This window comes from Methanoculleus sp. UBA430 (genome assembly GCF_002506585.1).
GTDB lineage: Archaea > Halobacteriota > Methanomicrobia > Methanomicrobiales > Methanoculleaceae > Methanoculleus.
This window is the reverse complement of the sequence record NZ_DAXW01000012.1, coordinates 1-13,122: the sequence shown is the minus strand read 5'-3', so window position 1 is coordinate 13,122 and position 13,122 is coordinate 1. Positions and strand designations below refer to the sequence as shown.

At 64.4% G+C, this 13,122-nt stretch carries 12 protein-coding genes; 8 read left to right on the top strand and 4 right to left on the bottom strand.

Going from position 1 to position 13,122, the window contains the following annotated elements:
* Positions 1–115: 115 nt before the first annotated feature.
* Positions 116–2,176, bottom strand: a complete 2,061-nt coding sequence (locus BRA49_RS09530; RefSeq protein WP_292385525.1) for a PQQ-dependent sugar dehydrogenase — start codon at positions 2,174–2,176, stop codon at positions 116–118.
* Between the two features lie 683 nt (positions 2,177–2,859).
* Between BRA49_RS09530 and BRA49_RS09525 the strand changes: the two genes are divergently transcribed.
* Positions 2,860–5,061: a PAS domain S-box protein gene (locus BRA49_RS09525; RefSeq protein ID WP_292385524.1), complete on the top strand. Its 2,202-nt coding sequence runs from the start codon at positions 2,860–2,862 to the stop codon at positions 5,059–5,061.
* A gap of 866 nt (positions 5,062–5,927) precedes the next feature.
* On the opposite strand, the gene BRA49_RS09520 is transcribed toward BRA49_RS09525, so the two are convergent.
* Positions 5,928–6,449, bottom strand: a complete 522-nt coding sequence (locus tag BRA49_RS09520) for a cupredoxin domain-containing protein (protein WP_292385523.1) — start codon at positions 6,447–6,449, stop codon at positions 5,928–5,930.
* Positions 6,450–6,596: 147 nt separating this feature from the next.
* Here BRA49_RS09520 and BRA49_RS09515 point away from each other — a divergent pair, with 147 nt between their 5' ends.
* Both BRA49_RS09515 and cooS read left to right on the top strand, forming a co-directional pair.
* Entirely contained in the window at positions 6,597–6,941 is a 345-nt protein-coding gene (locus BRA49_RS09515; protein ID WP_292385522.1) for a DUF488 domain-containing protein, read from the top strand.
* 45 nt (positions 6,942–6,986) lie between these two features.
* Positions 6,987–8,897 carry an anaerobic carbon-monoxide dehydrogenase catalytic subunit gene (gene cooS / locus BRA49_RS09510; RefSeq protein ID WP_292385521.1) on the top strand — a complete coding sequence of 637 codons (1,911 nt, stop codon included), beginning with the start codon at positions 6,987–6,989 and terminating at the stop codon, positions 8,895–8,897.
* Positions 8,898–8,934: 37 nt separating this feature from the next.
* Here cooS and BRA49_RS09505 read toward each other — a convergent pair whose 3' ends face one another.
* Entirely contained in the window at positions 8,935–9,741 is an 807-nt protein-coding gene (locus BRA49_RS09505) for a TrmB family transcriptional regulator (RefSeq protein WP_292385520.1), read from the bottom strand.
* A 76-nt stretch (positions 9,742–9,817) separates the two neighbouring features.
* Here BRA49_RS09505 and BRA49_RS09500 point away from each other — a divergent pair, with 76 nt between their 5' ends.
* From BRA49_RS09500 to BRA49_RS09480, 5 genes are read left to right on the top strand one after another with little or no spacing between them, the layout of a single operon-like run.
* Positions 9,818–10,588, top strand: coding sequence for a DUF2115 domain-containing protein (locus BRA49_RS09500; protein WP_292385519.1), 771 nt, complete (start codon positions 9,818–9,820; stop codon positions 10,586–10,588).
* A gap of 30 nt (positions 10,589–10,618) precedes the next feature.
* Complete coding sequence (locus BRA49_RS09495; RefSeq protein ID WP_292385518.1) at positions 10,619–10,957, top strand: cupin domain-containing protein; 339 nt, start codon at positions 10,619–10,621, stop codon at positions 10,955–10,957.
* Between the two features lie 6 nt (positions 10,958–10,963).
* Positions 10,964–11,740 (top strand): 4Fe-4S binding protein, encoded by a 777-nt coding sequence (locus tag BRA49_RS09490; protein ID WP_292385517.1) that lies wholly within the window; start codon positions 10,964–10,966, stop codon positions 11,738–11,740.
* A gap of 42 nt (positions 11,741–11,782) precedes the next feature.
* Positions 11,783–12,118 carry a cupin domain-containing protein gene (locus BRA49_RS09485; RefSeq protein WP_292385516.1) on the top strand — a complete coding sequence of 112 codons (336 nt, stop codon included), beginning with the start codon at positions 11,783–11,785 and terminating at the stop codon, positions 12,116–12,118.
* 5 nt (positions 12,119–12,123) lie between these two features.
* Positions 12,124–12,399 (top strand): NAC family transcription factor, encoded by a 276-nt coding sequence (locus tag BRA49_RS09480; RefSeq protein ID WP_292385515.1) that lies wholly within the window; start codon positions 12,124–12,126, stop codon positions 12,397–12,399.
* A 150-nt stretch (positions 12,400–12,549) separates the two neighbouring features.
* On the opposite strand, the gene BRA49_RS09475 is transcribed toward BRA49_RS09480, so the two are convergent.
* Positions 12,550–13,122, bottom strand: a 573-nt coding sequence (locus BRA49_RS09475; protein WP_292385514.1) for a hypothetical protein, incomplete at its 5' end; no start/stop codon positions are given.

Genomic DNA, 13,122 nt, shown 5'->3' with positions numbered 1-13,122 from the left:
CCCTCGCAGCACAGAAACGGTCATACCGGGCAGGGCCCGAACCCCGTCCGCTTCCGGGCACTGCAGAAGACAAAGAGACCGCACGAAGAGGAGGGGAGGAGCCCCGCCCTCCGCATCACTCCACGATGAACTCGCCGTTCATGTCGGGGTGGATGTCGCACTGGAAGTAGTAGGTCCCGGGTTCGGACGGCGCCGTGAAGGTGTAGGTGATCTCGGCAGGCCCGTCGATGACCTCGCCTACGAAGATCTGCTCCGTCCGGAGGGGGCTGTCGTAGACCGCGACGTTATGGGGGACACCGTCGTCCCGGTTCGCAAAGACCATCGTCACCTCCGCCCCTGCCGGCACCGTGATGGTGCTCGTGTCGAACGCGAGGTTATCGGCGGCGATATTCACCGTCGTCGCGGCACCGGCCGCCGTCGAGGTCGGGGTCATGTTCATGGTCTGGTCTCCGACCGGGGGAACAACCACAGGAGTCTCGTTCCCCGTCGGGGTCACGTTCATCGTCGGCGTGGTGCTGACATTGGTGGGTGCCGCGACCCTCCAGACCCGGCCGGTGCTGGTGGAGTTGTCCGGACCGCCGACATCGTTCGTCAGCACGTAGAGGTCCTGGTTGGCATCTTCACCGAACCCGCGCAGGAACATCCCCAGGGTCTCGTTGGCCTGGCCGGTAATGTTCACCATCTGGACTTCCCACATAGCGTTCGCCTCAGGAGTCAGGTTCGCGGCGGACTCCGGTGCGGTCCATCCCGCCGGCGGCGTGGCAGCGAGGAGGGTGCCGTTGCCCACCGTCCGGCTGTCGCTCCAGTAGCCGAAGATGTACCTGCCCTCGAGGTCCGGGACCACGGTCCCGCGGTAGACGTTGCCGCCGACGACGACGATGCCGAGGTCACGGCCGCCCTCGAAGATAGGGCCGATCAGCGGCTCGCCCAGAAGCCCGGTGGTGTTGCAGGACTCCGGCGGGGCCGTGGTGGCGTTCGGGTCGAAGCAGTGCGTGCCCTCGCGGATGTTCCAGCCGTAGTTCCCGCCGCGGTAGACGACGTCCACCTCCTCAAAGAGGTTCTGGCCCGCATCGGCGACGAAGAGCGAGTTGTTGCCGCCTGAATCAAACGACATGTAGGCCGGGTTCCGGAACCCGTAGGCGTAGATCTCCGGCGGGACGGAGTCGTAGGCGTAGGTGTCCAGGATCTCGGTCTGGTTCGCCGTGAACGGGTTGTCGGCGGGGATACCGTAGAGGCTGCCGGCAAGCGTCGTCCACGTCGGCTCGGGCGGGTTCGCGGTCCGGTTGACGGTCATGTTGTTGGTCTGGTTCATCGTCCCGGTCACGTTCTGCGGGATCGTCACGTTCCCGCCGGTGACATTGTCCACGTCGATCCTGAGCACCTTACCGTAGATCTTCGTCAGGTCCTGGGCGTTCCCGATGCCCGGGGTGTGGCCGTTCCCGACGTCGTTCGCCCTCCCGGCATCCCCGAGCGATACATACAGGTAGCCGTCGGTCGGGCTGAAGGCGAGCTGGCCGCCGTTGTGGTTATGGTAGGGCTTGTCGATGTACATCAGCACCTTCTCAGAGGTCAGGTTCACCCGGTTTTGGTCCTCGGGATCGACCTGGAACTCGGAGATGTGGTTCGTGCAGTTCCAGTCCTCAGGGGCCTCCGGCCTCAAGGGCGCACTGTAGAAGGCGTAGACCTTGCCGTTCTCCGAGAAGTTCGGGTGGAACGCGATCGAGAGCAGGCCGCGCTCATCATAGGTCGGCCGGAGTTCGACCAGGTTGTCCCGGAGGTCCAGGAACGGCTCGGGGAGCGTGGTCCCGTTCGCGTCGACGGCCCAGACCACACCGATCTGGTCCACAACGAAGATCCGCCCGGTCCCGTCGTCGGGAGCCGTGAGCGCGAGGGGCGAGGTGAAGTTCTCCGCGACGAGTTCAAGCCCGATCTCGGTCGTGGCGTTCGAGACCGTCGTCCGGGTCGCGTTGTCCAGGAGTTCTGCGGCTAGTATGGACCCGGCGTTCGTCAGGTCCGTCGCGTTGCCGCTGATGTTCTGCATGCCTCCATCGGTCGTCTGGTTTGAACTCTCATTGCCATCGCTGGTGTTGCTCAATCCCACCACCTGTGCACCCGCACCCGCGACGAGCGCGAGAGCCAGGAGGAGGAATGCTATGACAAGGGTAACTTTTGTCATACGGACCGGGACACGACACCGGGATAGATAAGGATTGCGCCGGATCTCCCGGCCGGGCTCCGGCAGCATGGGGGTCAGGATCTGCAATACTGTCTCCGGTGCGGCCACTCACGGCCCCGTCGGTCGGATGGAAGTCCGACAGGGTCGGACTGCGGTAAGAAGCATCAGCTCTTCCTGCAGGCCGCCTATCCCGCCAGCGGCGAAGAACCCGAAGGCTCCCGATACGATGAGGATCCGGGTGAGGTTCACCTCCCTCCTCGCGCTTCCCGTACCGGCCCCTGAGTAATACCCGTCTCCCGGAGACCGGGCAGGAAGGATCCTGCACACGTGATCACTCCGGCTCTTGAGCGCCGTATTCTACAACGCAGAGGGCGGCCCGCCGATTTCCCCGGATATCCCGGCGCGCGGGAACCGACGCAGCCTCCGGCGGGCATTCCAGAAATCCGCGCACCTTCGCTCGGGGTGATATGAGAAAATATATCACTGACCAGGAGACATGAATGCTGTTTACTATCCCTGAACCGCGATCCACCACCCGGCAGGGGGGAGCCCGGTATACCGGTTCCTGCGGCAAGAGGCCCGTATGCACCCATACATGACAGTCAGAACATCCCTTTCTGTCCGGTCGTCCCTGCGTCCGCTCACACGGCCCGGTAGGTCCGCCGGCGGTAAGATGAGGTAATATGCAGGAGATTTCTCTGGACCAACAGGTACAGGCCGTCCGGCAGTGTATCAGTGAACTCACCCGCGAGCCGCTGGCAGGTTCCGGCAACAGCGCATCGCCCGGGAACCTTCTTTGTGCTGCAGAGAGCCTGGCCGGAGCTGCAGCCCGGGCTGATGAGGAGCGGCAGCAGTTCCGGGACCTCATCGGGTCCTCCACCGACGGGTTCGTGGTGACGGACGCGGACGGCAGGATCGTCGAGGCAAACGCGGCGGCAGCGAGCCTCCTCGGGGAGCCGTTGCCGGGCACGTTCTTTGCGGCGTACGGTTCCCGCGACGCACAACCGGAGATCGCTCGCATGCTTGCCGACCTCTGTGCAGAGAAAGCGTGCGCGCCCCGGGAAACAACCCTGCGCTCACGGAGCGGCGTCCCGGTCCCGGTCACGATCACCGCCGCCGGCCGGGGTGCCGGGGAGAAGCGGTGGCTGATCCAGGAGCGGCCACGGGAGAACCCGGCGCTCCTGGAGAGGATAGGGGGGATCTACCGCCTCCTCTTTGACCGGATGCTCGAGGGAATCTACGTCTTTGCGATCGTCCGGGACGCTGACGGCCGCCCGGTCGACTACCGATACATCGACGTAAACCCCGAGGGCCTCAAACTGATCGGGCGCAGACACGAAGAGGTCATCGGCAAAAGCGTCTCAGAGGTCTTCCCGGAGATGCATAAATTCCTGCAGAACCTCTTCTGCAGGGTTGCAGAGACCGGAGAGCCGGAGCACGTTGAACAGCCGTCCCCCGCCCTCTTCAGGCACCTTGACGTGACGCTCTACCGGCCGCAACGAGACCTGCTTGCGCTGCTCGCCTACGACATCACCGACCGGAAGCGGATGGAAGAGGAACTGCGCATCCAGCAGCAGCGGCTCGAACTGGCCCTCAGCGCCGCGAGGATGATCGTCTGGGACTGGAACCCTACTACCGGCCGGCTCAGGATCAGCGGCGATTTTGAAGAGATCTACGGCCGCCCGCCCTTCGCCCGGCCCGGGGAGAGGCTGGCTCTTGTTCATCCTGACGACATGAACGGCCTGCGCTCCGAAGAAGAGCAAAGCGGGCTCTACCACACCGACTACCGGATCGTCCGCCCCGACACGGGCGCGGTGGCCTGGCTGGAGTCACGGGGTGAGGTCCAGAAGGATGAGGCCGGGAACGTCACCTGGGCCGTCGGCGTCACGATGGATATCACCGGACAGAAGCAGTCCCGGCAGGCGCTGGAACACCAGCAGGAGCTCCTGCAGGGGGTTATCGATACCATCCCGGTGATGATCGCGATCTACGACCCGGATCTCAGGTTCTTCCGCCTCAACCGCGAGTTCCAGAGGGTGCTCGGCTGGTCGGATGAGGACGGGGCAAGAGGCGATCTGATGGCGAGATTCTTCCCCGACCCGGATTACCGGAATATAGCCGACGACTACATGCGGTCCCTCAAGCCCGGGTGGCGCGACCTCCTGTTGGTCGCAAAGGACGGCTCCGTCGTCGAGACCGCCTGGGCCAACATCCGCCTCTCCGACGATACGCGTGTCGGAATCGGCATCGATATTCGCGAGCGGAAGCGGGCGGAAGCGGCCCTCCTGGAGAGCGAAGGGCGGTTCCGGGCGCTCCTGAACGCATCGCCGAACGTTGTGATGCTCATCGACCGCGCCGGCACGATCCTCGCCCTGAATGAGGTGGTTGCCGAGAGGTTTGGGAGGGGCCTTCAGGAACTGATGGGCAGATCGATATTCGAAATCCTCCCACCGGATGTCGCCGCGAGACGGAAGGCGATCATCGAAGAGGTCTTCCTGACTGGCCGGCCGGTCCGTTGTGTCGATGAGCGGGAGGGGATGGTCCTCTACAACTCCCTCTTCCCGGTTGCCGATGCAGAAGGAAACGTGGTGCGGGTCGCGGTGCTCTCCTACGACATTACCAAACAGAGACGGTCAGAAGAGATGCGGCACCAGGCATTCACCCAGATCGAGCAGAACATAGAGCAGTTCGCTATCCTCGGCGACCACATCCGTCTGCCCCTGCAGGTCATCCTCGGCACGGCGGATCTCCTCGACGACGAGCAGGCATCGGAGCGGATCCGCAAGCAGATCTGGCGGATCAACGATATCGTCGAGCAGCTCGACCGGGGCTGGGTGAAGTCACGGGAGATCCGGGAGTTCCTCCGCAGGCACGAACTGGTGTAGCGCCGGACGGCGGTCTCTCTCGCTCCTCCGGGGCGAAAGCGAACACCTCGACGAGGTTTTAGACCTCTTCGCCCGGTAACCCTGCGTTGCGACATCTCACCCCGCAACCCCCCAAAGGCGATAGCCTCCACGGTTCACAGCATGGGGAGATCTTGGAGGAACATCCAGCTCCGGCACCCACTCCATCGGGAAATGGGGGCGAGTACCAGAAGAGTTCGATAATTCGGAATCGCTGTACCAGTTGCTCCAGAGATGGATCTAGTGGATCCGGTGACCTCCGAGCGGGAACCAACGGGTTCTGGTTCTCCTGTACGCTCGAGCAGGTCCGGTTCGCCGGTGGTGAGAAGGTGCACACCTGGAAATCTGCGGGAGTGCGAGGGGCTTGACGGGGAGTGCGATGTTCCGATAGGAACGGAGCACGAGAAGCCGTTAGGCTTCGGGGGGGCAGGCCCCCTCCCGCGTGGATATTCATACGTCTCGCTCTGGCATTCCCCACCCCCCGGCCTTCGGCTTCCTCATTCGCACCCCGCTCCGGTGGGGCGGGAACAGTGTGTTGCGACACCCGGGAAAAGCCATGCCCCGGCGTGCCCCCGGGATTGAGACCTGCTAAAGAGTGTGAAATCCAATCGGTGCCCTCTTTGGTTGTACTATGTATGGAGAATCGCTGTACTGGTTTCACGACGGCAGCCCTCCACCCGAATCGGTGAGCTGCCGAATCTTGCGCGGATCAGCGGTTATAGGGCACTCATCGGTGGACGAGAGAACGAGCGAAACTCACCGGAAAGCAGGCCTGTGCTGCATTCTGCCAGAGCCCCGGCGATCATGAAGGAGGAGAGATTGGAGTAACCCCGTTTCCTTCTCCTGCGTCATTCCACGACGAAGTCGCCGTTCATCTCCGGGTGCACGTCGCACCGGAAGTAGTAGGTCCCGGGTTCGGCCGGCGCCGTGAAGGTGTAGGTGGTCTCGGCAGGCCCGGTGATGACATCACCCACGAAGATCGCCTCGGTCGCCGAGGAGTCGGTGTAGACCGCGACGTTGTGGGGGATGCCGTCGTCCTGGTTGTCGAAGTTCACCGTCACCTCCGCCCCCGCCGGCACCGTGATCGTGCTCGTGTCGAACGCCATGGCATCGGCGGTGAGATCGACGGTCGTGGCCTCGCCGCCCGCTGCGGTGGTCGCAGACGTTGTGACGCCTGTTGTCGCTGTAACGGTCCCGGTTCCGGTCGGCGCCGTCGCTGTGGGAGTCTCGATCTCGGTCGGGATTGTCGCCGTCTCGGTCGGCAGCGTCGTCGGCTGGGTGACGTTGCCGCCCGGCGAGGTGCACCCTGCGGCCAGGATGCCGGCAGCGACGACGAGGAGTGCGGCGAGAAGGAGTAGGGTAGGCTTCATGCGGGAGACGATCCCCGACCGTATATTTATATGTTGCCGAGCCGGCGGCGACGATGCTACCGGAAGTCGCGACGGTCGGGGAGTGGGGTGGAGGGGAGACGGTTTCGCACGAGAGTATTATGTGAGGGGGCGTCGTATCCCCGTCGTATGCTACGCACGAAACGAATCTATGAAGAACCCTCGGCGGACGACGGGACCCGGGTTCTCGTCGACCGGCTCTGGCCCCGGGGCGTCTCGAAGGAGGAGGCAAAGATTGACCGGTGGGAGAAGGACCTCGCACCGACGAACGAATTGCGCCGCTGGTTCGGGCACGATCCGGCGAAGTGGGAGGAGTTCCTGCGGCGCTACCGTGCCGAACTCGAGGGCAAGGAGGAAGTGCTCGCCCGGCTCCGGCAGGAAGCGACTGGTGGAACCGTCACGCTCCTCTACGCCGCCCGGGATGAGGAGCGGAACAATGCCGTGGCGCTGAAGCGGTATATCGAGGAAGAATAAGCGGCACCGATACTTTTTTACGGCTCCAGTCTGGTTCCCTCCTCCATGACCATGGAGAGCGACAGGATATCCTACCACGATTCGGTCCGGACCGTCTACGAACGGCTCAAGAAGGACGGCATGTCGAACGTCTGGGACCGCTACGAGGCCCAGGGCCTCGGGACCGACCCCGACCGGCGGTGCGCTTTCTGTCAGGCGGGCGCCCGGTGCGACTTCTGCTCGAACGGCCCCTGCCGGGCGGACGTCTCCCGGAACCAGCGGGGTGTCTGCGGGATCAACGCCGACGGCATGGCGATGCGGATGATGCTGCTGCGGAACGTCATGGGTGCGTCAAACTACCACTTCCACGCCCAGCAGGCGGTCAGGACCCTCCGGGCGACCGCGGAGGGAAAGACACCGTTCTCAATCGCCGAGCCGGAGAAACTCCGGACGTTTGCAGGGCGGCTCGGGATCGATACCGGCGGGAGCGACGCCGAGGTAGCCCTCCGGCTCTGCGACTTCGTCGAGGAGGACTTCCACCGGTTCACCTACGAGCCGAGCCTGATCGTGGAGCGGCTCGCCCCAGAGGAGCGAAAGGAGGTCTGGAAAAAACTTGGCCTCTTTCCGGGCGGGATCTACGGGGAGACGATCGTCGTTACCGCATCCACCCTGACGAACGTCGACGGCTGGTTCGCGAGCCACGCCATGCGGGCAATGCGCCTTGGCGTCGCTATGGCCTACCAGAGCCAGATCGTCCTCGAGTACATCCAGGACATCCTCTACGGCGTCCCGCAACCGCACCCGATGCGGGTCGACCTCGGGGTGCTCGACCCCGACTACGTCAACATCCTCCCGAACGGCCACGAGCCCTTCCTCGGGTTCGCCCTCATCGACCTCGCCCGCACCGGGGAGTGGCAGCAGAAGGCAAAGGACGCGGGGGCAAAAGGCCTCCGGGTCATCGCGAACATCGAGACCGGGCAGGAACTGATCCAGCGGAGGGAGATGGACGACGTCTTCTACGGCTACACGGGGAACTGGATCATGCAGGAGGCGGTGCTCGCCACCGGGGCGGTCGACGTCTTTGCGGCCGACATGAACTGTTCGCTCCCGCTCGATCCCCTCTACGCCGAGAAGTACCACTTCAAACTGATCCCGGTCAGCGAGGTCGTGGTCTTCGAGGGCGGGACCGACCGGCTCGAGTACGTCCCCGAGGAGGCAAAAGAGCAGGCAGCGACCCTCCTCTCGATGGGGATCGAGAACTTCAAGGAACGGCATACCACGATCGAGCCGATCCGCGGCCTTCCCGTCCGGGAGGCGGTGGTCGGGTTCGCCCCCGAGAGCATCGTTGCAGCGCTCGGCGGGAGCCTCGACCCGCTGCTCGGAGCAATCAAGGACGGCACCATCCGGGGCATTGTCGGGCTCGTCTCCTGCACCACGTTGCGCGACTCCGGGCAGGACGTCCACACCGTCGCGGTCGCAGAGAACCTGATCGCCCGCGACATCCTGGTCCTCGGGATGGGGTGCGGCGTCGCCGCGCTCCAGGTCGCCGGGCTCTGCTCACCTGAGGCGAAGGAGAAGGCCGGCCCGGGGCTGAAGGGCCTCTGCACGGCGCTCGGCGTGCCGCCGGTCCTCGGGTTCGGGACCTGCACCGACACCGGCCGGTGCGCCGACCTCCTCTTCTCGGTCTCCGACGCCCTCGGCGGCGTGCCGCTCCCGGACCTCCCGGTCGCCGTCGCCGCCCCGGAGTACATGGAGCAGAAGGCGACGATCGACGCCCTCTTCGCGCTCGCGCTCGGCCTCTACACCTACGTCAACCCGGTCCCGACCGTGACCGGGGGGCCGGACCTGGTCAAACTCCTCACCGAGGACCTGCCCGGCATCACCGGCGGGGTGCTCCACGTCGAGACGGATGCGGTGGCGGCTGCGGAGGGGATGCTTGCGCACATCGAGGCAAAACGGACGAAACTGGGGCTCTAAGCACCACAATCCTCTTTTTAGCCTGTCACCCGGGATGTTACAGGCCCTCGTCCGGCCCCGCGATCCGCTCCGCAGTCGCGATCATCCTGTTCACGAACTGCCGCTGGACGCAGGTGATGAACGGGAGGGTGATCACCACGGCGTTCCTGACCCCGTCCTCCCGGTAGACGATCATGCAGACCCGGTCATCGGCGATGAAGATATACTCGAGCAGAAACGCCGCCCCGTCCACCGAGATCGGGGCACAGTAGACCTTCTCAAAGACGTTCTCCTGGAAGAAGGTGCAGAACGGTTTCGGGGCGTAGAGCGATGCGTCTCCGAGCGGCTTTGTGATCCCGCGCTTCCCGTTCGGGAGGAGGACGCTCACCGGGTGGTCCCGTGACGTATCGGCGATCAGCCGGGCGAACTCACCGATCTCGCCGTAGTCCAGGCAGACGACCGCAAGGTCGCGGGTGACGCCCGCGGCGAGCGACTCCGCGTGGCGCCGGATGCTCCACTCCCCCTGCACGTACCAGATCGGCGAGTTCTTCGCCCGGGCGTCGAGGGAGAGCGCCTCCAGGTCCTGCACCGCCGCCGTCGCCGCGGCATCGGCCGCGCTCTTCAGGTGACGGATGACGACGGCGGGTTCGGCCGGGATGTAGACATAGGGGTTCCCCCGCCGGACCGTGATGAAACCCCGTGCGGCAAGCCCTTCGGCGATGTCGTAGACCCTCGGGCGGGGGACGGCGCTCGCTTCGTGGACCTGGCGGGCGCTCCCCTCGCCGATCCCGACGAGGGCCGCATAGACCCGGGCTTCGTACTCCGTCAATCCGAGGGTCGTCAGGTTCCGGACGAGACTGTCCATAGTTGTTACTATGAAAGTTACACCATGATTAAACCTCTCCGCGTCTCATGATCTCCTGTCAAGCTCTGGTGAGACCATGCGGCTGGAAACGATCCTGAACCGTATCCTGCGGCTCATCGGCCGGGAAGACCGTGAGACGTCCGGGGCCGGCCCCGCCGACGCCTGCTCCTTCATCATCGACCCCTTTGATGATGAAGGCGAGGCCGGGGACGGGCAGTCGATATCGGTGGCGGCGATCAGGAGAGCGTGCCGGCGAATGCAGGAGGCAACGACGAAGAAGGACCTCCTCCACGCGATCGCCGACGAGATGAACGCGTTTGACCTGCACGACCTCGAGACGATGCACGCCCGGTTCGAGCGGAAGGTTGCCGACCTCCCGGAGGACTACCGCGACCGGCTCCTTGAAAGCGTCCGGGAGGAGATCTTTTCGGCACACCACCGGCTGGTCCTCCTCTCCCGGAACGGCGGCGGATCCGACGACCCCCCGGACCCGGCTCTCGGCGCGTACTGCGCTATGGTGGCGGAGGCCTGTAGCGAGAAGGCGCGGGAGAAGGACCCGAAGTACCTCTACCTGAAGTACCTCCTCTCCGGGTTCACGATCTTTGTCCTCGAAGAGCCCGCCCACCCGGTCGGCACCCCGTTCCCCGGAGGGCAGATCGTCGACGAATGGGAGGGGGCCTACCTCTGCCCGGTCAGGGATAAGGCCGACGACGTATCGTATGCTCTCTGCCCCTACTGCCCGGCGGTCCAGAGCACGGAACCGACCTTCCCGGAGATGCGGGCCCGCCGCCACGAGCGGCGGCGGCGGGAGAGCCTCGAAAACTACTGGACGAATTATAAGGGATGAACGTGATACGACAGACTGGAGATGAATGATATGAAAATTGTTGATGTAGCAGAGGTGCCGATCAGCGAGACGCCGCACCATGTCGACGTCCGGAAGATCTACGACACCGAGCACGCGAACGCGGTTGTGATCACGCTTGCGCCGGGAGAGTCGCTCAAGAAGCACATCACCCCGGTGGACGTCTTCTTCTACGTCCTCGAGGGGACGGGGATCGTCGAGATCGGCGACGAGCGTACCGAGGTCGGCAAGGACCATCTGGTCGACAGCCCGGCAACGATCCCGCACCGCTGGATGAACGAGAGCGACAGCACCTTCCGGGTGCTCGTGGTGAAGGTCCCGAGGCCGACGACCGGGACGAGGCTGCTGTGAGCTACGATGGTCGTTGAGTCGATCCCGAACAGTGTGGGCTTCATCTACGCCCTCCTTGCTTTTGCCGCCCTTGCCTGGCTCTGGCGCTCGGGCCGGTTCACCCGGCGGCGAGCAGTGCCGTTCCTCGTCGTCTCGGTACTCCTCGGGTTCCTGGTCTTTGCGCCGGTCTTCCCCTACCAACTGCAGGCCGTCGTCCTCCGGGACGCGGCGGCCCTCGGGGCGCCGCTCCCTGCGGCACTCGTCGGGACGCTCGCCTTCATCGTCCTCACCCTCGTAGTCGGCCGGATCATCTGCGGGCAGATCTGCCCCGTGGGCGCCGTCCAGGAACTCATGCATCTCGTGCCGACAAAGAAACGCGGCAACAGCGACAGCCGGGTCCCGACGGCGGTCAGGGCGGGTGTCTTCGTCGTCTTCCTCGCCGCCGGCCTCGGGCTCGGGATAAACCTCCTCGGGCTCATCGGCCTCGCGGACTTCTTCAACCTCACGGTCGCGAGCGTATCGTTCTTCGTCTTCCTTTCGATCGTCCTCCTCTCCGCCGTCGTCTACCGGCCGTTCTGCCGGTACGTCTGCCCCTACGGCGCCCTCCTCGCTCCCGCGGCGTCAAGGGCCCTCTACCGGCTCCGGCGGACGGACGCCTGCATCGGCTGCCGGAAGTGCGAACGGGCATGCCCGACCGGAGCAGCGAGGCCCGATGACCGTCTCGGGGAGTGCTACCTCTGCGGCCGGTGCACGGAGGCGTGCCCGGTGGACGGAGCGCTTGTGTATACACGGGGCGAAAAGTAGATTGCCGGAAGAAGAGTGAGTTATACAGTGAGTGGTTGAATTATGTCAGAAGAGAAACGTGCAGAGTTGCGGGGGAAGGTCCTCCGGTTGGCGGACCTTGTCTCCTACCAGGACGGGACCGTGGCGAGCAGGATGGTTATCAACAAACCCTCGGGGAGCATCACCCTCTTCTCGTTCGACGAGGACGAGGGGCTCTCGGAGCACACCGCGCCTTACGATGCGGTGGTGACGATCCTCGACGGGGAGTGCGAGGTCTGGGTGGCGGGCGAGACGCACCAGATGAAGGAAGGGGAGACGATCATCTTCCCGGCAAACGCCCCCCACGCCCTCTCGGCCATAACCCGGTTCAAGATGTCGCTGACGATGATTCGGGAGTGAGATCCATGACAAACGAGAAAGAGGGCGACTACTGCACCATCTGCGGCGGGATCCGGCCGGACGCGATCAAGATCAAGACGGTCCTCGTGGACGGGAGGGAGACCGGCATCAACCAGCTCGAGTTCATTGTCGCCGGTGTGCGGGACCTGCATCTCGAAAACGACGCCGCAATCCGCGACGAACTTCTCAGGTGGGCGAGCGAGTTCAATTACATCCCGACGAAGAAGAAAGCGGCATACGGTGACGCCCTGATGCAGGAGTATACGGCAACGCCGGAGTGAGTGGCCCACGGCAGAAGGCTCCCCTTCACGCCGGGTCACCTCCACTAAAGACCTATTTTGCATCAGAGCCTGCTTCAGGCCGCTCCGCTCAGCCCGCGCCCATGCTGTTGGTGAAGCACGAGCGAGCGAGAAGCAACGGTCAAAAAAAAGTTAGGCGCTGATGGCAGCCAGTCTGCCATCCTCGGTCACGAACAGCCAGTAGCCCTCGGTCGGTGAGAGCCTCTGGTTCTCGCCCTGCGCCCCGGTCACGTTGTTGATGAGCGCCGGCCGGTAGGCCTGGTTCTCTGCGTCGAAGCCGACGACAAGGACCCAGACGTCTTCCACCGACGTGAGCGTCTCATCAGCAGTCCGTTCGGTCAGGTCGGAGTAGCCGATGGCGTTCCAGCCCGGACTGAGCGTCCGCACTGCAGGAGCCCTCATCGGATTGGTGCTGAGGTTCAGCTGCAGTGTCGTATCCTCGGCCGAGTAGACCCAGTATCCTTCAAGGACTTCCAGGGTCTCGTTATCGCCCAGAGGGGTGAAGCCGCTCGCCGGGGCAAAGGTGTAGACAGGTCGGCCGCCGGTGTCGAGATCGCCGAAGACCGCCGCCACGGTGTTGTTGCCCGCAGAGAGCGGTCGCGGGATCGAGACGAAGTTCCAGCCCTCATAAAGTTCGAGCTCTATGCTCTCCGCCCCCGGCGTCACCGGCGTCGTCGTCGGTGTCGGGGTCACGTTCCCGGTCGG